General features: G+C 66.9%; 19 protein-coding genes, 1 tRNA gene and 3 pseudogenes. 12 read left to right on the plus strand and 11 right to left on the minus strand.

All coding sequences use genetic code 11. The features are described from left to right. The first annotated feature begins 23 nt into the window (after positions 1 to 23). The 3 genes from ACQP1V_RS34065 to ACQP1V_RS34075 all read left to right on the plus strand — a co-directional run bounded on the left by ACQP1V_RS34065 (position 24) and on the right by ACQP1V_RS34075 (position 2,024). Positions 24 to 152: a hypothetical protein gene (locus ACQP1V_RS34065; RefSeq protein ID WP_433414415.1), complete on the plus strand. Its 129-nt coding sequence runs from the start codon at positions 24 to 26 to the stop codon at positions 150 to 152. Positions 153 to 882: 730 nt separating this feature from the next. Then, on the plus strand, positions 883 to 1,398 hold the full coding sequence (locus ACQP1V_RS34070; RefSeq protein WP_433414417.1) for a sigma-70 family RNA polymerase sigma factor: 516 nt from the start codon (positions 883 to 885) through the stop codon (positions 1,396 to 1,398). Beyond that, positions 1,395 to 2,024, plus strand: a complete 630-nt coding sequence (locus tag ACQP1V_RS34075) for a hypothetical protein (RefSeq protein WP_387417537.1) — start codon at positions 1,395 to 1,397, stop codon at positions 2,022 to 2,024. The genes ACQP1V_RS34070 and ACQP1V_RS34075 overlap by 4 nt, the downstream gene beginning before the upstream one ends. Before the next feature lie 40 nt (positions 2,025 to 2,064). Here ACQP1V_RS34075 and ACQP1V_RS34080 read toward each other — a convergent pair. The 9 genes and pseudogenes from ACQP1V_RS34080 to ACQP1V_RS34120 form a co-directional block, all read right to left on the minus strand. Next, positions 2,065 to 2,211, minus strand: a pseudogene (locus tag ACQP1V_RS34080) (IS256 family transposase); the annotation flags it as partial. Between the two features lie 142 nt (positions 2,212 to 2,353). Then, positions 2,354 to 2,701, minus strand: a complete 348-nt coding sequence (locus ACQP1V_RS34085; RefSeq protein WP_433414419.1) for a hypothetical protein — start codon at positions 2,699 to 2,701, stop codon at positions 2,354 to 2,356. A 377-nt stretch (positions 2,702 to 3,078) separates the two neighbouring features. After that, complete coding sequence (locus tag ACQP1V_RS34090) at positions 3,079 to 3,414, minus strand: hypothetical protein (RefSeq protein ID WP_433414421.1); 336 nt, start codon at positions 3,412 to 3,414, stop codon at positions 3,079 to 3,081. A 219-nt stretch (positions 3,415 to 3,633) separates the two neighbouring features. Continuing rightward, complete coding sequence (locus ACQP1V_RS34095) at positions 3,634 to 6,300, minus strand: bpX6 domain-containing protein (RefSeq protein ID WP_433414423.1); 2,667 nt, start codon at positions 6,298 to 6,300, stop codon at positions 3,634 to 3,636. Continuing rightward, entirely contained in the window at positions 6,297 to 7,988 is a 1,692-nt protein-coding gene (locus tag ACQP1V_RS34100; RefSeq protein ID WP_433414425.1) for a hypothetical protein, read from the minus strand. Before ACQP1V_RS34100 ends, ACQP1V_RS34095 begins: the two co-directional genes overlap by 4 nt. Further along, positions 7,985 to 8,386 (minus strand): hypothetical protein, encoded by a 402-nt coding sequence (locus tag ACQP1V_RS34105; protein WP_387417518.1) that lies wholly within the window; start codon positions 8,384 to 8,386, stop codon positions 7,985 to 7,987. Before ACQP1V_RS34105 ends, ACQP1V_RS34100 begins: the two co-directional genes overlap by 4 nt. A gap of 2 nt (positions 8,387 to 8,388) precedes the next feature. After that, the gene (locus ACQP1V_RS34110) at positions 8,389 to 9,528 is read right to left on the minus strand and encodes an AAA family ATPase (protein WP_433414427.1); all 1,140 of its coding nucleotides are present in this window, start codon (positions 9,526 to 9,528) and stop codon (positions 8,389 to 8,391) included. Between the two features lie 382 nt (positions 9,529 to 9,910). After that, a complete protein-coding gene (locus tag ACQP1V_RS34115) occupies positions 9,911 to 11,365 on the minus strand; it encodes a transposase (RefSeq protein WP_433411367.1) in 1,455 nt (484 codons plus the stop codon). Between the two features lie 262 nt (positions 11,366 to 11,627). Beyond that, a complete protein-coding gene (locus ACQP1V_RS34120; RefSeq protein WP_433414429.1) occupies positions 11,628 to 11,843 on the minus strand; it encodes a hypothetical protein in 216 nt (71 codons plus the stop codon). A 605-nt stretch (positions 11,844 to 12,448) separates the two neighbouring features. On the opposite strand from ACQP1V_RS34120, the gene ACQP1V_RS34125 reads away from it, so the two are divergent. After that, the gene (locus tag ACQP1V_RS34125; RefSeq protein ID WP_433426049.1) at positions 12,449 to 13,018 is read left to right on the plus strand and encodes a GntR family transcriptional regulator; all 570 of its coding nucleotides are present in this window, start codon (positions 12,449 to 12,451) and stop codon (positions 13,016 to 13,018) included. A 134-nt stretch (positions 13,019 to 13,152) separates the two neighbouring features. Here the strand turns inward: ACQP1V_RS34125 and ACQP1V_RS34130 are convergent, their stop codons facing one another. Continuing rightward, entirely contained in the window at positions 13,153 to 13,344 is a 192-nt protein-coding gene (locus ACQP1V_RS34130) for a hypothetical protein (RefSeq protein ID WP_433414431.1), read from the minus strand. A 572-nt stretch (positions 13,345 to 13,916) separates the two neighbouring features. Here ACQP1V_RS34130 and ACQP1V_RS34135 point away from each other — a divergent pair. The 6 genes and pseudogenes from ACQP1V_RS34135 to ACQP1V_RS34160 all read left to right on the plus strand — a co-directional run bounded on the left by ACQP1V_RS34135 (position 13,917) and on the right by ACQP1V_RS34160 (position 19,015). After that, entirely contained in the window at positions 13,917 to 16,373 is a 2,457-nt protein-coding gene (locus tag ACQP1V_RS34135) for an RICIN domain-containing protein (RefSeq protein WP_433414433.1), read from the plus strand. 156 nt (positions 16,374 to 16,529) lie between these two features. Next, positions 16,530 to 16,895, plus strand: a pseudogene (locus ACQP1V_RS34140) (IS1634 family transposase); the annotation flags it as partial. A 62-nt stretch (positions 16,896 to 16,957) separates the two neighbouring features. Next, positions 16,958 to 17,080: pseudogene (locus ACQP1V_RS34145) on the plus strand (type I restriction enzyme endonuclease domain-containing protein); the annotation flags it as partial. Between the two features lie 101 nt (positions 17,081 to 17,181). Continuing rightward, positions 17,182 to 17,487, plus strand: a complete 306-nt coding sequence (locus tag ACQP1V_RS34150) for a transposase family protein (protein ID WP_433414434.1) — start codon at positions 17,182 to 17,184, stop codon at positions 17,485 to 17,487. 206 nt (positions 17,488 to 17,693) lie between these two features. Continuing rightward, on the plus strand, positions 17,694 to 18,212 hold the full coding sequence (locus ACQP1V_RS34155) for a hypothetical protein (protein ID WP_433414436.1): 519 nt from the start codon (positions 17,694 to 17,696) through the stop codon (positions 18,210 to 18,212). Between the two features lie 401 nt (positions 18,213 to 18,613). Next, the gene (locus ACQP1V_RS34160; RefSeq protein WP_433414438.1) at positions 18,614 to 19,015 is read left to right on the plus strand and encodes a hypothetical protein; all 402 of its coding nucleotides are present in this window, start codon (positions 18,614 to 18,616) and stop codon (positions 19,013 to 19,015) included. Positions 19,016 to 19,261: 246 nt separating this feature from the next. Here ACQP1V_RS34160 and ACQP1V_RS34165 read toward each other — a convergent pair. Further along, positions 19,262 to 19,335 (minus strand) — tRNA-Arg (locus ACQP1V_RS34165). A 95-nt stretch (positions 19,336 to 19,430) separates the two neighbouring features. Between ACQP1V_RS34165 and ACQP1V_RS34170 the strand changes: the two genes are divergently transcribed. After that, on the plus strand, positions 19,431 to 20,432 hold the full coding sequence (locus ACQP1V_RS34170; RefSeq protein WP_433414439.1) for a tyrosine-type recombinase/integrase: 1,002 nt from the start codon (positions 19,431 to 19,433) through the stop codon (positions 20,430 to 20,432). Positions 20,433 to 20,556: 124 nt separating this feature from the next. Then, on the plus strand, positions 20,557 to 21,444 hold the full coding sequence (locus ACQP1V_RS34175; protein ID WP_433414441.1) for an NAD-dependent protein deacetylase: 888 nt from the start codon (positions 20,557 to 20,559) through the stop codon (positions 21,442 to 21,444). Positions 21,445 to 21,582: the final 138 nt, after the last annotated feature.

Below are 21,582 nucleotides of genomic sequence, written 5' to 3' on the forward strand. Positions count from 1 at the left end.
TGTTTCGCACGAGGACGGGCGGCGTGATCTCCGGCTCGGCCTACGCCACGGTCTGGAAGGAAGCCCGCACATACGCGCTCACACCCGACCAGGTCGCCTCTCCCCTGGCGGCCCGGCCGTACGACCTGCGGCACGCGGCGGTCTCACTCTGACTGAACGCCGGGGTCCACGCCCCGGAGGCCGCGGAACGTGCTGGCCATGGCGTGGACGTGATGCTGAGGGTCTACGCCAAGTGCATCGACGGGCAACGCGATGTGGCCAACCAACGGATCATGGATGCCCTCGCCGGATGAGGCGCCGCATGAGCATTCAAACGAAGGGTCTCGGTTCACGCCGGGACCCTTCGGCGTGCTCGGGGGATCGGAATCGTTCCGGGAGCTCGTAAAATCCACGGGCCGACCTGCGAAAACACCCCCAAGATCATTCCAGATATGTTCCGGAAGTAGTGGCATCCGGCTGCGTTCGGCGGCCTGCGGGTGCATACGCGGCACATGCCGCGCCAAAGCAAAAGACCAGGCCACACGGGATGTGGCCTGGTCTGGAGAGCGCGCCCTGAGGGATTCGAACCCCCGACCGTCGGATGAGAAGTGGATGAGTTTTCTCCAGCTCCACATAGCCGCCGATCTACTGAATGAGGCGTCGGGGAGTGGCCGAAGACGGAGATCATCCCGCGTATATCCCGCACGCCGATTGGTCGGCTCTGGAGTGCCTGGCGCGTTCTCGCGGATTGATGGTTTGGTCTTTAGCCTGACGGGTTCCTTGAGCTCGTCCTTGAACCAGAGAGTGAGGCCTTCGTGGTCTGACCGTCGCGGGTCTACGGAGAGCCGTCCAAGCGGTCGCAGTCTCCCGATGGGATGTGAGAAGTGCGGTAAGCGTCTCGCTGTGCTTGTGCGTATAGGGGATGTGGAGCATCTGGAGTTCGAGGAGTTTTACCAGGAAAGCCGGGATGCCTGCCTCCGGGCGGTGCTGGCCACCACGGGTGACCGGCAGTTGGCGGAGGACTTGGTCGCTGAGGCGTTCACGCGGGCGTGGATGTCGTGGCGGAAGATGAGCCGGCATCCGGCGCCACACGCCTGGATCGTTCGCGTGGCGCTGAACACCCGGGTCACCTGGTGGCGGCGGCGCCGCCACGAGGTCGCCTTGGGAGGCCACGATGCCGTGGACCCCGCAGCGGCCGACGGGGCCGACGTGGACCCCGCTCTGCTGGTGGCGCTGCGGCGGTTACCGCGACGGCAGCGGGAGGTGGTCGCGCTGCGCGTCTTCCTCGATCTGGACACCGAAACCGCCGCCAGGGCCCTCGGGATCGCTCCGGGAACCGTCACCGCACATCTGTCGCGCGCTGTCGCGGCTTTGCGCGGCGACCTCGCAACAGTCAACAGCCAGGAGGGCGAACGATGAACGACAATGATGTGCTCGGCGCGGTGCGGGACGCGATGGCCGAGGTGCACATGCACAGGCCGGTGCAGGAGCTCGTGGCGGCGGGCCGGTCTCGCCGCCGCCGCAGGATCGCGGGGACGGCGGCCGGCGGCGCATTGGCGACGGGCCTGGCGTTGACGCTGGCGATCAACAGCCCCCAGGTGAACGCACCGCCGGTCGCCGCCGGCAATCAGGTGCACGTGCACCTGGCCGCATTCTCCGTCGACACCAACCCCGACGGCACGGTCACCGTGAAAATGACCAAGCAGGAGTCACTGGATCCGGAAATCATGCAGCGGACACTGGCCCAGGCCGGCATCCCCGCCCAGATCACGATCAACAAGTGGTGCCAGCCATCGGACGCGTCGCAGGACCTGGAAGCGGACTTCCAGAAGGTCGTCGGGGACGGAAAGCAGTCCGACGGAACCGCCATGGTCATCACGCCATCGGCGATGCCCCCAGCAACCAAGCTGATCATCGGCATGAGGACAGACGGCTACCAGCCCGACTCCCCGAGCCCCGTCGCGGTCTGGATGCATCTGGTGCCCGACGATGCCCCGCTGACCTGCACCACGGACGTCCCGCCCAAGCCTGCATCCAAGTCCTAGATCACCAAGGATTCAACAGACGGCACATGGCCAGGTGACCCCTTTGGGCGGGGGCACCTGGCACGGCGGCCTCGGCTTCGATGAGTGCTTGAAGCATGCTTTGGAGCGCTTGGCGGATGACGTCGTCGGCGTCGGCGGCTTTCAAAGACTCCAACAGGTCGAGCAGGGCAGACTGGTCCAGAGCCATCGTGTGATGTCCTTCGCGAGAACCTTTGGTCGGGAACTCGCTGACCGTCACACGATGGCTCGCCCCATGTCCGGGGCTTGCGTTATCAGCTTGGAGTTACACCACCCGAGGGGACGTGACCCACAGATCGCCTCCCAGATCCCTACACGAGGCGGGGTTTGACGGCAATCCACTTGCGGAGCCGACTGGCGAGGTGCTCATCCCGGACCTCGTCCAGGTGCAGTTGAGCGGCGCTGATCAGAATCCTCGCCTGCCTGGAGCGGAGCATCCGTATGCGGTCGAGTCCGCGCAGGTCCCGACGCTCGTTGAGCACGGCCACGTGGTCGAGATCTTCCGGGATGGCATCTAGGCAGGCCTGGACGACGTCGTCGGCGGACGGCAGCACCGCCGTTAACTCGTTCCCTGCGGGCCGAAGTCCGGCCACAAAGTACGCCGTCTTCTCGGCGATCTCAATCGGGGTGAAGATGCCCCGGGCACTCCCCTGACGCAACAACCACAGTTTCAGCTCCGCCCAGGCCGCCTGCCGGTCTGGTCGACCACCGAGTTGCCGGTCAATGACCAGGAGCAGGTACAGCCACCAGTTGGCCCGCTCATCCGGCGGCGGCTGGCGGCGGTCGAGCCAGTCCTCGCGCCGGTCGCCGCCGAGTCGGAGCAGATGGGTCAGGCCATCCTTGACCGCTTGGCGCTGCGCGTCCAGCCGTACGGAGACCGCCTCCTCGGGCGAGTCTGGTGCGCTGATCGACCAGACGTCCCCGGCGTCGAGCAGGTCCCTACAGGCAGTGGCCGCGACGGTGACACATGTCCGCGACTCGGTCAGCCGGTACCGTCGGTAGTCCGCACCGGTGGCGCACTCCTCGAGCCGATGTCCTAGTCTAGGCGCTCCAGCTCGGCGTTCAGCCGCGCGAACCGCACCCGTCCACCGAACGGCCCGTATCGGCGGACAAGATTTTCGGCGGCCTCGATGCCAGCTGCCAGGCGGTGCACCTGCACGGTGAAGCCGGTCGCGTACCAGGGATCTGATCTAGAGCGCCGCGCCCAGGAGAATTCGACGAGACCGTAGTCACGCCACATCCCCGTACGGCCACGATCCTCAGCGAAGTCACTGCCCAGCGCGCGGGTCACCTCCTCCGGTGAGTCGGCTAGGCCTGCCCCCAGCACCGCGCCGCTGACGACCACGTCGATAAAGAAGTCCAGGTCGGCCATCTGGTAAGCGTGGCCGTGCGGCCGGGGCGGCGCAAACATCGATCGAACCTGGCCGACGAGCGGCCGCCTGGGCCATGCCGCACGCGCTCCACCGCCCGCGATCGGGTACGGGCCACGATGGGCCCCGCCCGCGTGCGGACGCGGCATCGTCTGGGCGCGAGCGCCTCGTGGATACTCCCTTGGGCCTGCCCCTGACCAGCGAGTTGCTGCCCGTGGTCACTACGTTCGCACGCGGAGGTTGGCCTGGACATCACCGCACGTATCCACGGCCACGACCCGGCCCCTGTGATCAAAGACCGTTGTGATGCCGGCATGAGACCGTAGCCCCAATGCCTGGCCATCAGTCTCAGGGAAGACTGCACGGAACATCACGTCTCCTGCGGGTCCCCTCACGCTCGCAATGCTGGCCGAGACGGTTGAGTAGACGTCTCCGTCTGTCGAAACCACCGGATCACCGTGGAGATGAGGGCTCAGCACGCCGCCGGAGGCCAAGACCTGCACACCGACCGATTGGTCCGATTCCACAGAGGTCCGTCCGCGTAGTGTCCACGTGGGCAGGTCCCATCTCCATGCCTGAAGTAGGTGACTGCCGGGTCGGCCGGCCACAGGGATCAATCCCAAAGCCGTGATGCTCGAAGGCGTGCGGTTGGCGGACAGGATCGTGCTGGCGTCCGTCATCTCGCGCCAGACCACGCGGGGATGGACGGCGAGGACATCGAAGACGACGATGCCTTCTTCGCCAAGGGCGATCAGCAGCCCGCCATCGTAGGACGACAGGATCTTGTGGACGCGCAGGCTGGTCCAGTGACGGGCCCTGCGAGTGACAAGGTCCAGCCGGTGCACATCGCTAACGGACTCGCGATGCGTCACTAAGAGCGCCGTGCCACCATGGTCGGCGACAACCAGTTGGTGCGCCGGGATACCCCAGCGTGCTCGCACTCGGCCATCCCGGGTAAGCAGGAATGTACCCGCATCACCACAGGCGACGAGTACTGCCCCGCCGCCCAGAACGGCGGCGTCGAAGACGGCGACCGTCCCGGGAGGGCCCGCGGTGACGGACAACAGCTCCTCCTGCGGCCGGGGGCGGCGACGTACGGGTCTGGGGAGGTCGGCAGCGGCCAGCGGATCCGCCCGGCCCGACAGCGCCTTGGTCACACGATCGAGTGTGCTCCCGTCGAGCGCCCAGCCCCCGTCCCGGACAAGCGCCCGCAGCCCGGCGGTGGCAATGGCGCGGTCGGCTGCCGGATCGGCGCACTGAAGCTGTGCGAACGCCGTGCCGAATCTGGCCCTGGCGACCAGGCCATCGGCATCGCTGCCGCCCAACAATGCCCGCGCCGTACGGCATGCGGCTTCACTGGGCCGGAAAGCAGTGAGATAGGCGAACAGGTATGCCGCGTCAGGGCCCCCGAGCGCGATTCCCGCCTGGATGTCGGCGACGACCAGAGGACGCAGTGTCTCCTCAGGCCAGGCGGCCTCGACCGCGCCCACATGGTCTGCGGCGGCTTGTCTGTCGTGTACCCAGGCCCTGCGGAGATCCCGGGCGGCGTCGGCATCGACGCGAGCCAGATGGAGGATCCCCGTGGCGAACGCGCCACGAGATCGGGCGATGTCGATGGCGCGGTCGCGGTTACCCGCCTGCCACCACAGCCGTACCACGAGATCTGGCGACAGTTCGCGCCCCTCGGCGAGTTCTGCGGCCATCCGCCATCTCTTGTGGCGTTCGAGGAGATCGACCGCCTCGCCGGGGGCGTTGAGGAGGTCGGCCAGAACGAACGCGGCCTCCTCCACACGCCCACCACTCTCCAGTTCCTTCGCCGCGGTCCGATAAAGACCGTGAAGGTGCTGATAAATCGTCGGGCCGTAAGGCAAGGCCGCTGCTCCCGAACCAGCGGTCGGAGATGGACGTAGTTCACCTCGACGTTCGGGGAGTCGCATGGTCAACAGGCGGCTTTCCGCGTCGGCGCCACCGAGCGCGATCGCTTCGCGCAGCGCATCGTCCCATCGGCGTTGTTCAAACGCGCGTGCGAGCTCCCGCAGGTATCTCTGATGACGGCGCTCCACGAGCGGCACGGCGGGAGTCCTGAGAGTCAGCCGGGCCAATGCGCTACGGACGCGTTGCCAGCGTGGGTCGCGGTACCCTCCCGCCCTCCCCGTGATCGTGTCGGCTCGGCCGCGACGTAGGAGGCGGTAAAGGATCATCGTGATCCCCACCACTCCCAAAGGCCCGATGTGCAAGCCGGAGCCTCGGAGCATGACCGCAATGAGCGCTATGACAGCGACCGCCAAAGCCGCGGTTCCGATCATTCCGACGAAGGGCAGAAGACCTGCGAGCAGGCTGTGCCATACCCTCCCCGTGGGTTCGCCTGCGCGGCTGCCGTGCAATTGCGCCATCGCTCGTTCGGCGCGGGAGGACGAGCGTCCGATCTTGGCGGCAGCCCGCAGATCGGGCGCTTCGACCTTGTCCAACTGCTCGACCGGGGAGACTGACCGTTCTGGGGCTTGGATCGACTTGAGCTCAGTGATCCGTAGTCCTGTCGAGTCCAGCCAATCGGCGGGGCGAAGAACGGGCAGTGCCTCGATCTGTTCCGTCCGCGTGTCGCCCGCGTGCATCCAGGTGATCTCTCCGGGTTGAGAGCCGTCCGCACCGGGTGACACGAGGCTGCCCGCGACGGCGCGGACCGGTAGGCCCGGAGCCAGTTCCGCTCGCACATCGACGTGTTCGGGGAGCCGTAGCAGCCAGCGCGCGTCGGGAAGCACGCGCAGTTCGGCACCGTCCTGCCAGTGTTCGATCACACGACGACGGGCCTCCGGCTCGCCGATCAACGGGACATCGACGATGAAGCCCGCCGCGCAGACTCGGCCGCGGAATCCGTCCTGAGCGCTCATCTGCTCGTCGCCACCCGAAGCAGGGTCTCTCCGGTGATGAGGTCGCCCACCTTCAGCCGGCCGGTTTCGTCCATTGCCGCGATCAGCGGCTGGGTCGGATGGATGACGGGCAGGCTTGGCAGCCCTGACCAGCCGGTCAGGGCCCGTGTGCCCGACGGGCGTACCAATCGGAGCAGGACTCCGCCCCTACCAGCGGTCACCAGCATCGGCTCGTTTTCGTCGAAGGCAAGCCCGAGGACGCTGGATTCCGGTTCGACTGTGATGCCGGCCCGCACACCGCGCGGGTGGACGACGTGCCATGTTTGAGCATCGGTCGATCGTGCGTATCCACCGCCGCCCAGCACCACGACATCGTCTTCCGGCTCGATCCGCTTGAAGCTTCCGGGGACGGACACGTGTTTGCCGTGCGGTCCCCACGTGACGAAGTGGGGCTGATCGAACTGGCTGCCGGTCGACGGCGCGATGGCAACGAGGTCCGTCCGGTAGGCGGGGCTGTCCGGTCTGAGTCGCCACCAGTCGTCACCGCCGAGTGGGCTGATGACGTCTCCGGACTGGTAGAACAACGGGGCAAGTCCTTCCGAGCAGATCTGCTCGATATCCCTCAGGTCGAGATCGAGGGCTTCGATCGGGACGGACACGCACTTCACCTTGCCCAACGGATTCCCGATCACGTGCACGCGCAGCATTCGGTCTTGCTCGATCACAACGACGATGCGATTACCGAGAACGGAGGCGGCCAGGATCGGCCCAGCGAGACGGTGCAGGCGCGGTGTGGCCGCCCGTCGGCCTGCGGTCTGGGGCACCTGGACGGAGACGAGTTCGTTCGCGGTCTCACCGCGCGCCAGAATCCGCCGCGCCGAGCTGGGGAAAATCGGAAAGCGCAGTGTCGTGGCGCCTTCCGGTTTGTTGACGGCGACCGGCGCACGCTTGAACTCCTGACCTCGCAGCGCCCGCACCGCGACAGGCCCGTCGGGCACGGCGAGCTCGGTGCTGATGTCGTTGCACTCGACGCGCACGTGGGTTACTCCATGCTCTCCCCACGCCGATTCACGGCTGCTGACCACTCGGCGTCGCGCCGGAAGCTTCGAGGAGAGCTGGGGACCGGTCAGAATCCACGCTTCGTCGGCTTCGGTGACATCACTGGTCCACGCTGAGACGTCGTCGACGTCCGGTTCCACAGGACGTCGACCGTCCAGCCAGGCCTTCAACAACTCGGGCAGGTCACCGGTCATCCAACCGCCGGGCTTCTGGCCGAGTATGCCGACCGCCAGCTCGGTTCCCAGAGCCACGGCGCGTCGGTGCAGCACGATCAAGCTGGCAAGTTGGACCAGACGTCCTGCCCCAGCCTGACCAGGGCCGGTGTCGGCCAGCATCGCCACCCGTCCCCGGCCCGACGGCCTGCGTACAGCAGGGGCCAGGTGCAGGAGTTCTCGCTGGGCCGCGCGACGAAGGAATTCGACCGGCGCCTCATCCGCGAGCAGCCACTCGGACACGAGCATGAGCTCTGGATGGCCGCGCCTCGACACCCCTTCGAAGCCGTCCAGGCTGCCCTGCTCGACGCATGCCGACTCCCGTCTGGAGACCAGCTGGTGGATGCCTCGAACCAGTGGCCCGAGCGCCATCGCGAGATCGGGGGTGAGGTGCGACAACGAGTCCGACCAAGGCGCCAGAGCGGTGGGAAGTCTCATTTCCCCACCAGCAGCGGGATGCTGGTGGGATCGACGGGGCGGATCGGTACGTCTGTGACCAGAGCCTGACCCGGCATCAGCACCGCCAGCTTCCCACCCCGCTCGCCGGCTAGCAGATGATCGCGCCACAGTACGGCCGACGGCATCGGCGCACGCGTGGTCGGAACCAGGAGCCCGCCGTCAAGACCCAGGTAGCAGGCACCGTCGGCCCACGGCAGATCCTCACTGTCGCCCAGCACCAAGAGCCAGTCATCGGCCGCCGCGACCCGCAACGCCGCACCCTCGGCTACCCGTGAACGAACCGATCCCGCGAGAGACACCGCAACCGACCCCGAACCGGCCACCGCCACCGCGCGCAGGGGCGGCTCCCGTCGCACCCATCCCAGAGCGAAACCCATGCTCACACACTCACCGCTGCCGCCAGACTCGCCCTGACCGATCTGAGCGGCTCAGTCAAGTCAGTGGTCGCAAACCAGGCATCGATCTCTCGCAGCGTCGCCTCGACGCGCAGACGCAAATCGCGGTCGGGCGGCGTATCGTCCAGCTCGTTGAGCAGGGCGCGGCCGGTTTCCGCCAATCTGCCTGCTCGCGCCTGCGCACCACGCGAGAACTCCTCCGCGGCATACGCCAGACTGTGGTTGCCCGCCTTCTCCACCAGGTCGACCAGAACCTCCCTGGCTGCCGCCTGCGTGTCCGCGGTCGGGACGATCAGTGGTAGCACCCACAGGTCCGCCGCCGAGGCGAAGCACCGACCGTCCAGCACGGCCGCCGCCGCAACGAGCCGCTGAACCCGAACCGCCCGCCGATCGCTCAAGTGGATCCCAGCCGCGCGCAGCCGGCGGATCGCGGTACCGATGAGCGGCTGGACCGACGACATCTGGCATCGCCGTGCCGCTGTGGCCAATCGATCCACCGCATCCATCAGGTTTGCGGGCTCTTCCCTGACCACATGAGGCAACCGCCAGCCCGCCTCCAGCAACTCCTCGAGCCGCGCATCGGGGACCGGCTCGACGAACAGCCTGGCCAGGAACCTGTCGGCGAACGCCGCCAGCGCCGGATCGTCGGGCAGCGTGTTGGCCGCGCCGACGCACACCCTGAGCGGTGAAGCGACAGCCGTACGGCCACGCCGGAAGACGCGCTCGTTGAGGATGCCCAGCAACGTATTCAAGATCGCAGTCGATCCGAGGAAGACCTCGTCCAGGAAAGCGACATCCGCCTCCGGCAACATACCGGTGGTCTCGATCTCCACCACGCCGTCCCGCAGACGGCGCAGATCCACCGGACCGAACACCTCGTTCGGCTCGGTGAAACGCCCAAGCAGGTACTCGAAGTAGCTCCCGGCGACACGACGGACGGCCTCCGACTTGGCCGTCCCCGGCGCACCGATCACCAGCAGGTGCTCACCCGCCACCGCGCACAGCGCGACCAACTCAGCGATCAGCTCTCGCTCAACCAATCCGGTGCGTGCCGCGGCTACCGCGTTGCGCACTGCGGCGGCATCCTGCTCCAGGCTGATGCTCACTTCAGAATCGATCTCCACCGGCTGGAGTGTACGAAAGGCCGCGCCGAAGAATCACCTAATTTGGTGCATTCTGGTGCGGCTGGCGGGACAGGATCACGCCTTCGAATCCTGGTGAAGAGATAGTCACCGCCCTGCCGGAGGCAAAATTGCCCGCTGGCGGAGCGGCTGGTTCTTCGGCACCCCTACTCCTGGATCAGAGCTGCGGAGGTCGCGCGGGGCGAGGGGCGAGCGATGGAGGGCGATCTCTACGATCTCCGCGACAGGTCCGGGCCTTCTCCGCCACGCGGCAGCCAATCCGGCACCGATCCACCACCCGCCACCTGTTCAGCGAACGCCACGACGTCCACACGCCGGCCATCATCCGAGACCAGCAGGCGCTGCCTTAGCTTGCGATTTAACGTCACTCTCGGTGTTCGTTGTCGGTCGTTACGGTCTTTCGGTAAGGCGGACGCTTGTCCTTCGGCCGGTTCCTTGATCCTTTGGGACGTCCGGGGCCGGGTCGGGTGAGTTTCGGTGAGTCGGTGGGTGTCCCGAGTTTTGCGCGGAGACGGCGAAACCCGAGGCGGACCCGGTACGGGCTGAGCGGCTTTCCCCGTTCGGGGCGTGGATGCCAGGGACGGCGCAGATCATCGACGTGCGGACTGGCCAGCCGAAGTTGGGCGTAGGCGGCCATGATCAGATGCATCCAGCGATCGGTGGCCTGCGCCGAGGCCAGATGGGCGCGGGCCATGCCCAGGTAGACCTTGGCGAACCGGTGAAAATGCTCTTGGTCGAAGCGACGCAGGTAGGCCTTCCACAACAGATCCACCAGATCCGGGTCGACCTCGACGGGCCCGGCGTGCCACAGCCAGAGATCTTTGGTGGGTCTGCGGCCGTCGGGCAGCCGGTCCACGACTATCTGCAGGACGGTGCCGCGCACGATGGGCAGCCGCTCATCGGCGGAGTGGCCGGCCCAGCGGCCGGTGCGGGTGAGCTTTTGATGTAGGCCCTTCCAGGCGCGCACCGTCACGGTGCCGTACCGGACCGAGCCTGCGGTCAAGTCGATGTCCGGGGCGTGCCGCTTGGCCGCATCCGAGCAGGAGAACTCCCGGCCGTGACGCTTACCCGCGCCCATTTCGCCGGGTCGGCGGGGTTCGGGGTCGGCGTAGAAGACGCGGGTGGCGCGCAGCCGGACCAGGATCTGAACGTGCCGGCCGGCCAGGGCGTGGGTGATGTCGGTGGCGTAGTTCCCGGCGTCCAGCATGATCAGCGGTGGCGGATCGCCTGCGGTGAGCCGGCCGGTCGCCTCCAGGTCGGCCAGCAGGCCGGTGATCTGCTCGATGGTGACATCGGTGTGTTCTTCGCCCGGCCGCAGCCGGCGCGCCTCGATCGGGTCCACCCAGGAGGAGTCTCCCCACTGCACGCCCACCAGCAGGCTGTAGGGCCAGCCGGGCAGGAACTTGTCCCCGCCCTTGCCGCGAACCTGCACCATCACCCGCTCATCGGCGTATTCGGCGTCGGGTCGCGCGTCCGGCGTGACGTCCAGCGCGAACATCAACGGCTCGCCCGGCCGGGCCGCGGCAGACACCCCGAGCAGCAGGCGCCGCAGCCCGCCCGTGTCGATCCGGCCCTGATCCAAAGCGGCATAGACCGAGCCGTGCCCGCGGCGGAACTCCGGCTCCATCGACAACTCCACCGGCGAGCGCACCGGCCCCTGAGCGCACAGCATCGCGTCGGTGAGCTCGAACAACGCGTCCGCCCGGCGCCATAAGAGCCGGTGGAGGCCGGCCCGGAAATCGATCAGGGAACGAAGATGTGACCGACTGGATGCGCCGATGTGCTCCGTCACCTCGCGCACCGATGCGATAGTGAGCATCTGCGGCCACCTCTCGGGTCTCCGGCGTCTCGACAACACCGAAGATGGAGATGGTGGCCGCTCTCCTGGGTGCGACACGCCGTACCACAACGGTCACATTCCGGTGCATCCCGCTATGTCGCGATAGTCCTGCTATCGGGCGCTATCCACCCCAGACCGCACCAACACCCGGACCTGCTTAAATCGCAAGCTTAGTGGTCGGCGGCGGAAGTCCCTCGGGGGTTGACCTAAAAGCTGATCCTGTGCGGGGCTGGATCAGCGGTCAGGCGTTCGTGACGTAGATGTCGCAGACGAGGTCGAGGGACTCTTCCGGGCTGCCGGTGAACCAGATCTGGTCCTCATAGCCGTCCTTGCCGGCCGAATAGATGGCAAGGCCCCAGCGGTGAGCTGAACCGCCGTAGCGCAACCTCATCAGCGGCAGCATCTCACCGTCGGCCAACTCCCCTTCGACGTAGCCGAAGGACGCGCGGTAGCGCACATGGACGGTGGCCAGCTGGGGCCAGGCCTCCTTGGCGTAGCACGAAGCCGCTGGGCCAGGGAGGTCTTGGTCGACTCGGGGATCGCGGGCATGGAGGTCATCATGCCGATTCGGCGTGTCGTACGCCTACACTCGGCGCATTTCAGGGCATTGTCGGCGGGTCACCTGGCAGATCTCTATGGAAAGTGCTGCGCCTGCCCGTGTCCGCCCCCCGCGCACGCCAGATCGTCTTGACCACCGCCGAACGGCGTTGCCTCAAGCAGCTGGCCTACTCCCACACCGCCCCTCACCAGCGAGTTATCCGCGTCCGCATCGTGCTCGACGCAGCACACGGCTACTCCAACGCCCATATCGCCCGGCGGACAGGCGTGCTCGTTGCGCGGCGAGAAGGGCGCGACGGCCGTGGCCGAGGCCGTACGGGACAAGCTCCTGGTGGCGGCCCCGCGCCGGGTTCATGGATCCACGACCTGATCCCCGCGAATTGCGTCTAATCCAGCGAGAAGCGGGACCGGGTCGGAGCACAGCGCAGCGAGGGACGAGTTGACCGAGGCCAAGGGCAACACGCGTACCGCCTACGAGCAGATCCGCCAGGCGATCGTCGATACCTGCCGGGGCAGCGGCTGATCGAGCAGCGCATCGCCAAGGAGTTCGAGCTGTCCCGCACGCCGGTGCGCGAGTCGCTGCGCATGCTGGAGGCCGAGGGACTCGTCCGCAGCGAGCCCAACCGGGGCGCGGTGGTGCGTTCCGTCTCGGTGGAGGAGCTGGCGGATCTCTACGCCCTGCGCGCGCTCCTCAAGTCGTTCGCCGCGGAGCTGACGGCGGCCCGGATCACCGACGAGGATCTCGCCCGCATCGACGAGGGCATCGCGCTGTTCGCGGAGTCGATCGAGGTTGCCGCCGGCGGAACGCTCGAAGGAGTGCGGGCTCTCAGCGAGGCGAACCGGCGCATCCACAGCGCGATCATCCACGCGGCCCGGCACGAGCGGCTCGCCCAGCTCCTCGCCCGCACGGTCGACGTCCCCCTGGTGTTCCAGGCGTTCCGCCAGTTCGACCGGGGCGAGATGGAGCGCTCACACCTGTTCCACCGGCTGATCCGCGACGCCATCGCCGAGCACGAGGGCACTCGCGCCGCACGGCTGATGACCGAGCACGTGCTCCAGGGCGCGACGTGCTGATCGCCCACACACAGGCGCATCCGCAGGGCGCCGAACACCTCTTGGCAGCCCCTCAGCTGATCGTGCCGATCGGCAGGTGTCGATCCTGGAAGTGCGCCGCGCCGGCCGGCTCCCGGGCCCGCCGGGACGGGCTGTCATGCGATGCCGTGCAGGCGGATGTTGGGCTTGGAGCGGAACCAGGCCAGGGCGAACAGGGCATGGTGGAAGCAGGTCAGACGCCGCGAGCCCTTGGGTGTCCCGCGGCGGCGTCGCTCGGCGTACAGCAGGCGGCCGACGTAGCGGACCAGTTCACGGGAGACGTCGAGCGTGGCTCGATAGGCGATCACGTGGAGCTTTCTCGGTGCGAGGATCTTGTGGTGAGACCCCTTCTACTGGAGGCTCCACGTCCTTTTTTGGGACTCCTGGCATTCATCCGAGTATCTGCACGAGCATGCCTGTTCCTGCCCAGGAAAGCACTACTGTCCGAGTCGATCTCGGTGAGAAAACGTTATTTTCTCATCAACTTGTGATCATCTTCCATTCACCGTCCAGAAGGGGCGGCCCGAATAAATAAGATCGTCCAGACGCCGGCGCTCACCGGCGCTGCCGCGTGCGCCCTGTTCGCCGCCACCCCCTCCCAGGCGGCGACGACCCCCTGCAACCCCGCGACGGTGTGCGGTTCCCGCTACTCCGTCATCGACCACCACGACCTGAACGCAGGGCGGGGAAGCCTCATGGCGACGATCTAACTCGCCTACGACGGCAGCTCCAACTGCGTGGTCACGCTCAACCGCTCCGGCCTCCTCAATGCCAAGATCATTTTCTTTGATGGCTGGTTTCCGTCCGACATGTGAACATAAGGGGAAAGCGCTTGAATAGCTTATGGCGGAAAAGTAGGAAGACCGGCCGGTTCAGATTGTTGGCCGCATCGCTGGGCGTGACCATGTTTGCGACCTTGATGAGCGCGATGCCCGTCCAGAGCGCACATGCGGATCCGACCGGAGCACCCACCTACCGAGCGCTCGCCGGCGGCGGGTCGGCGACGACACAGGAACTGATGAACGCGATGGCGGACGCGGTGACGGTGAACGGGCAGAAGGTGCTGGCCTCCTACGAGGCGGCCAGCAGCCAGCTGTCGAGCACGTTCACCACCAAGAGCCCCACGACGAATCCGTACTGCACGCTGAACCGCCCGGCGGGCGACGCCGGCGGGCTGGGCGCCTTGGGCTACTCGATGGCGGTGGCCGACGGGTGTCTTGATTTCGCCCGGCTGGCAGGCGAGCCCACCACCCCGCAGTTGAACTCCCCGGTCGCCAATGTGACCTACCTGCCGTACGCGTTGGACGGGATCACGTATGTGGTGGACCAGAGGAGCCCGCTGCACGAGCCGAGCTTGGATTACCTGCGCGCGATCTATACCTGTGCGGCTACTACGACGCAGTACCATCCTCTGCTTCCGGCATCGGGGTCGCAGCTGCGCAGTGAGTGGCTGGCGGCCCTCAATATCAGCGAGGCGGACCTGAGCAACGGGAAGTACCCGTGCGTCAAGGACACCACCCTCAATGGGCGTCCGATCTCCGAGAATGACCCCAGCGTGCTGACATCGGACGAGTACGCGATCGTGCCGTATTCGATCGGGCAGTGGGCGAAGCACACGTGGAACTACCGGCTGGGGAACATCATCGGGGCGCCGGAGACCAATGGGCAGGGTCCTGTGGTGCCCAACACGGCGGCGTTCCCTGACGGGGTCAGCTACACCATCCGCAGTCAGTACCAACGGGACCTGACCCTCGATGAGTTGAAGGACATCTACCAGTGCCGGATGACGCAGGTCGACGGGAAAGCGGTGTATCCGCTGCTGCCAGTCGCGAGCCCGGTCCGGACGGCGTGGCTGAAGATGATGGGCATCACCGAGGCCGACATGTCCGCGGGCCGTTACCCGTGTATCAGCACCACCACTCACGGCAGCGTCCCGATCCAGCCCAATACAGGGTCCTTCCAGGAGTGGGGCAATCAGATCATGCCCTACTCCATCGCCGAGTACATCCGTCAAATGCTCGGGTACGACAACGGCGTGGCGGTCCCGGATAACCGCAACGCACTCACGCTGGGCGGGCTCGTCCAGGGCGGCGGGGTGGTGAAGCGGCCGTTCGTGCTCAACACCGGCTACGGCCGGCCGCTGGTGCACCGGTTGTACAACGTGGTCCCCGCGGAGAAGCAGCGGGTGAGCCCGTGGCGGGAGGCCTTCACCGGCAAAGACTCGCTGATCTGCCGGAACACCGGGCTCATCGAGACCTATGGCTTCACTCCTCTGGCACCGGAAGCCTGCGGCGGCGGTGACCGGGCGCTTGCCGACCCGGCAGCGCCCAGCTACCGGATCCGCAACGCCAACAGCGGCAGCTGCCTGGCGATCGCCGGAGCCAGCACCGCCGCCGGCGCCCTTGCCGTACAGCAGCCCTGCTCCAGCGGAACCGAACAACAGTGGACCTGGTACGGGACCACAGGGCGGCAACTCAAGAACACCAACAGCGGGCTGTGCCTGTCGATCGGCACGACCAACACCCCCAGCAGTGCGCAGGCCTTCCAAGCGCCCTGTGGATCCGGCGCCGAGCAGCAGTGGATCCAGCAGGTCGGCCCGGCCAGCTCAGAGATCCAGCTCAAGAGCGCCATCAGCTTCTGTAGCACCTGTGTGCTCTCCATTTCCAACGCCAGCACCCTCGCAGGCGCCAAGGCAGTCGCCGTCGTGGCCCGTAACCTCCCCAACGAATCGTGGACCCTGCATACCGCCACCACCTACTCGCCGGGCCCGGACACAACGACCTCGGTGACCAGCACATCCACGGCCACCATGGCAGGCACCGCGGCGAGCCCAGCCCCGGTGGGGAAGACGGCGCTCGCGGCGGCGGCGGCCGGCCAGTGGGTTTCGGTGACCCATCCGAAGCGGTTGGTCGACGTCAGCAACGGCAGGTGCAGATTCCAGGGCGACTGGGAGCAAGCATCCGCCAGGCCCGGCAGCGGGCCCATCGGTGGTGCCTTCCTCTTCGCCACCGGATATCTCAACGGCCCCAAGTGCGCGGTCACGATGCATCTGCAGGTCGTCAGCTACGATTTCAGGGACCTGACGGTATTCACCCATGATCACTACTACGACGCCAGCAAGCCCTCAAGCGCCGGCAAAAATGAGCGCTGGATGTTCTGGGGACCCATTGTCGGCGGAGTCTACTACCCGAAAATCGGTAACCAGGTCTACCTCGTCACCTACGAGGTGAAGGACCTGACCACCGGAACTGGCCTTCCCTCGGTCGGGCAGATCTGGGGACCGCCGGCGAACTGGTGTGACGGCTGGCGCCCGCCGACCAGCCCGCCGGGCTGCTAACTTTCACGGATCTGGCAGCCGGCCCCGGCATGTCCCGCGCACACCGCCCGGGACATGCCGGGGCCTTTCGCTGATCGCCATCGGAAGGGAGTTGACAGTTCGCAGGTTGGTGCGAAGAAGGACTGCGGCAGTCGCGGCGGACGGCTGCGGGGAACCTCACACACCGACCGGTTCGTGATCTGCTTCAACCCCGACGGCGCCATCCGGGACGCCGCCATCCGCGCCCGCCTGGTCGCCCAGCTCCACGAACTGATCGACGGCTCCGACAAGCTGAGCGCAACCAAGCGGGCTGAGCTGCGCGGGGTCATCTCCACCAAGCGAGACCTGGCCCGCTACCTGCGCACCACACCCGGCGGTCTGCTGCGCATCGACCACGCCGCGATCAAGGCCGAAGCCAACCTGGACGGCAAGTACCAGCTGCGCTGCTCCGATCCCACACTGAGCACCGCCGACATCGCCGTCGGCTACAAGCAACTGCTGGAGGTCGAGCGTGGCTGGCGGGACATGAAGCAGATCATCGACCCGCCGAGAAACTCGAAGACCTGATGATCCGCTACATGCGGCAGCAGCTCAGCAGCGCCGAAATGATTGCCGAGCTGGTCGCCATGGCCAAGGAGGTCTCCGCGGAGGCCCGGCGCGGCGAGCGCTTCGACCCTCCACTCAACCACGCCGAGCTGGCCTTCTACGACGCGGTGGCCAACCACGGCCTCGCGAAGGCACTGATGGGTGACGACGCCCTCGCGCAGATCGCCCGCGCGCTGGTTACAGTCCCGGCGGTGTCGTCGATATCGAAGCTGCTCGCCGTCACGTGCTTCCTGCCGTCTACCCGTACGCCAAGGCCATGCCCGTCCTGGCCGACCCCGGCTATCAAGGTGCAGGTCACGGCATCGTCGTTCCGTTCAAGCAACCCGCTGATGGCAACATGCTCAGCGTCGACAACCGCGCCCGCAACGCCCTACAACGAGCGCTACGCAGCCTCGGCGAACGCGGCTTCGCCCTCCTCACCGAACGCTGGACGGCCCTGAAACACACCACGCTCAGCCCCAGCCGGATCGGCGACCTTGTACGCGCCGCACTCGTTCTCGTCCACTTCGAACATCGACGGATCAGCTGAAATTCACTGAGAAAACGTCACTGGCAGTATCGGTCAATTCGCGTTGAGGTAAAGTTCGCTGCTGGCGAGGTGGCGTCAAATCAGGAAATCAGGATGCCCCGATTTCCTGATTTCCTGATTTCGCAATTTCTCGATTCTTTGTGACCGCAATGCGGCTCTGTGAGATTTTGCGATTTCAGCAGTCTCACCAGAGCGAAAGGGAATCCATGCGACGCCTCCTCGCGAGCTCAGCTGTCCTTCTTTTCGCCGCCGCTCTTCCGGTTGGAACCGGAGCGATCGCATACGCGGAATCGCAGGCGGAGCCGACGGTCGAGCTCATTCCGGCATTCAGCGACGACCTTCCGCTCTCTGGCGCCCAGCACGGCCCCGCAGCAGCCGCTTCGGAGGTGGCGGCCGCTCCGTGGGTGTGCACGGTCTACGCCAGCGACCCGAGCAAGTTCGCGAACACCATCGAGTTCGAAGGCTTCCAGTCGTGCACGGGGACGGGGTGGTCTCCCCAGCGAGTCAAGGTGACCCTCCAGCGCTACCTGGGAGCGGGGCTATGGCAGAACAAGAAAGTCGTCGACTCCGGCAACGCCTACATCGACTTCCTCCAGCGCGACGGAATATACGACTGTTCCGGAACCGGAAATGAAGAGTACCGCGTAGTCACGGATGGATACGCGGTGAACGGCGCTTATCACAAGAGCGTCCAGTCTCTCAATTATCTGCGTGTCACCTGCTAATACGATCCGCATGTCCGCCTGCTAACCTGAAAACACAAGGCAGGAAGGACGATGCCGTGAAGGGACGCTTGCGGTCGATTCTCGCGGGGCTACGTCATGATCTCGCCGGATTGAAGAAGCGCAACGGCGGACGGCCCACACAGGGGTATAGCCCAGCCTTTGATCCGTCGCTGCCTCGGGGACATGCTTCCTACGGCCCCGGCCTGGACGGCAAGAACCACCCCGAGCCCTCGGAGGATTGACCGCCACAGCAGCCAAGCGCCATCGCCGGCCGGGAGGACGGCCCCGGTACGGCGACAGGCAACGAACTGTCGCGGCCAGGTGCGGCGGTCGTCCAGCGGGAGACGGTCGGGTCGTAGGCTACATGGCCGAACAGTTCCGGCTGAGAGCTACGTGCTGGATTGCCGCCCGCACCCGCCGATCCGCCGGACGCCCTGACGGCGGCCACGACGTCCCCGCAGACGGCCCGCGACCACCTCGACCGGTACGGCGTCGGCGACGATGGGCGGCTGTTCCGCACGCGGACGGGCGGCGTGATCTCCGGCTCGGCCTACGCGAAGATCTGGAAGGAAGCTCGAACCTACGCGCTCGCACCCGACCAGGTCGCTTCTCCCCTGGCGGCCCGGCCGTACGACCTGCGGCACGCGGCCGTCTCGCTCTGGCTGAACGCCGGGGTTCACGCCCCGGAAGCCGCGGAACGGGCCGGTCACGGAGTCGACGTCATGCTCAGGGTCTACGCCAAGTGCATCGATGGGCAACGCGATGTGGCCAACCAACGGATCATGGATGCTCTCGTCGCATGATCCAACGCAAGCACGAGAATACGAAGGGTCTCGGATCACTCCGGGACCCTTCGGCGTACCTTGGATTCATCCCGCAGACATCCGGAAACTGGCCCTCGACCTGCGGAAACGTCAGCGATTCCATCCCGCGTATATCCCGCGATCAGCGACAAACGGCAGCTCTCAGTGACCTACGGCTGAATGGGCGGCACATGCCGTGCCAAGTAAAAAGACCAGGTCACACGGGATGTGACCTGGTATGAAGAGCGCGCCCTGAGGGATTCGAACCCCCGACCGTCGGATTAGAAGTCCGATGCTCTATCCGGCTGAGCTAAGGGCGCTGGATTAATGGGATTGACCAGCACTTTTGCTGACCATGGCATAAGGTAGCATAGCCGCGCACCGATGAAACAGCATCGGATTTGGAGCAACCCCGATGGGTAGATCCCCACTCCTCTGCGACCTCATGCCTTCATGGAGGCTGGCGCTCGAAAGCGAGGAGCTCGCCGCTGGAACGATCACCAGTTACCTCCACTCGGCACGGCTGCTCACCGAGTACCTCGCTAAGCATGACATGCCCCAGCAGATCTCCAAGATCCGGGCCGAGCACCTGCGCGCCTTCCTCGCCGCGCGCCTGTACGGCTGCTGGACCGACGGCGAGCGCACACGCCCCTGCGGGTGCGGGGATCTCACCGCACACAGCCCCGGGGACGCACACAAGCACTTCCGCAACCTGCGGGTTCTGTTCAACTGGCTGATCGCCGAAGAGGAGCTGGACGGGGTCTCTCCGATGGTCGGCGTCGCACCGCCCGAGGTCGTGACGCGGCCCGCCGAGCCCCTCAGTGAGCACGAGCTGAAGCGGATGCTCATGACCTGCTCGGGCGCCACCTTCATCGACCGCCGCGACACCGCGATCATGCGGGTCCTGCTGGACAACGGCGTACGCGGATCGAGCCTGGCCGGGCTGCGCTACCACCCCGAGGACGACGAGCTCACCGACGTGTTCCTGAGCCAGCACGCGCTGCGGATCCGGCTCAAGGAAGACCGGATGCGGTTGGCGCCCATCGGCCGCAAGACGGCCGCCTCGATCGACCGCTACATCCGCGCCCGCGCCCGGCACGCCCACGCGGGCAGCCCGTGGCTGTGGCTGCCCGAGCGCGGCCGTACGGCGGCCGGGGGTGATCGGCGGCTGACGACGACGGGCATCCTGCAGATGCTCAAGCGCCGGGCCAAGCAGGCGGACATTTCCGGCGTCCATACCCACCGGTTCCGGACCACCATGGCGGAGTCGTTCCTCGACGCCGGAGGCGACCCGATCGACCTGATGCGCGTGGGCGGGTGGAACTCCCTGGCGATGGTTCAGCGCTACAGCGCGGCGACCGCCGAGCGCCGCGCCCGGGAGGCGCACGCCCGCCTCTCCCCCGGCGACCGGATCTGACACCGGGCGCGCCGAGACCGCACACCGGTGCAGCGATGACCTTCACCACCTCGGCCGTACGGCATCAGAGGAAGTCCGGCACCATAGAGGAATGACTCGGGTGGTAGGCGCAGAATCGGGTGGTATGTCCGGGACACTGCTCGGCTCACCCGGAACGTGCTCCGGCGAGACGGACGCGGTCACCGACACGCACTTCCGCCTGCTGGCCGACCTTGTCGCGGACGGCGACGTGGTGGTCCTGAGCGGGGCCGGCCTGTCCACCGAGTCCGGCATCCCCGACTATCGCGGCGAAAGCGGTCGCAGGCGGCGGGCTGACCCCATGACCTACCAGACCTTCGTCGGCAGCGCCGCCGCGCGTCGGCGCTATTGGGCGCGCAGCCACCTCGGCTGGCGGCACATCGCCCGCGCCGCCCCCAACGCGGGCCATCGGGCGGTGACCGGCCTCCAGCGCCGCGGGTTGCTCGCCGGCGTCATCACCCAGAACGTGGACGGCCTGCACCAGTCCTCCGGCGCCCGGGACGTGATCGAACTGCACGGCAGCCTCGATCGGGTGCGCTGCCTCGGGTGCGGCGCGCGCACCCCGCGCCAGGCGCTGGACGACCGCCTGCGTGCGGCCAACCCCGACTGGCACGCCGAGGTCGGCGCGATCAACCCGGACGGCGACGCCGTGCTCGCCGACGACCGGGTCGACGCCTTCCAGGTCGTGGGCTGCCCCGGCTGCGGCGGCGTACTCAAGCCGGACGTGATCTTCTTCGGCGAGAACGTGCCCCGCACGCGGGTCGACGACTGCTATCGGCTGATCGAGCGCGCCGGCATGGTGCTGGTCCTCGGCTCGTCGCTGACCGTGATGTCGGGCTACCGGTTCGTACGGCACGCCGCCGGGCGGGACATCCCCATCGTGATCATCAATCGGGGGCCCACCCGGGGCGACACCGACGCCCTCCTGACCTTCGACGCCCCACTGGGCGCGACCCTCACCGCGCTCCTCGCCCGGCTCGACCCCGAGCCATGACCCGCGCCCACCATCTACGCCACGGCGTGGCGTAGATGGTGGCCGGCCGCACGCGATCGCGATGCGCGGGCGGCACGACACCGGGGAGAGCGGCCGCCGGGCACCGTCTCGATCTCCCCTCGAGCGGGCCCGGCGCGG

The sequence above is a fragment of the Microtetraspora malaysiensis genome (genome assembly GCF_050947145.1).
Classification (GTDB): Bacteria; Actinomycetota; Actinomycetes; order Streptosporangiales; family Streptosporangiaceae; genus Microtetraspora_A; species Microtetraspora_A malaysiensis.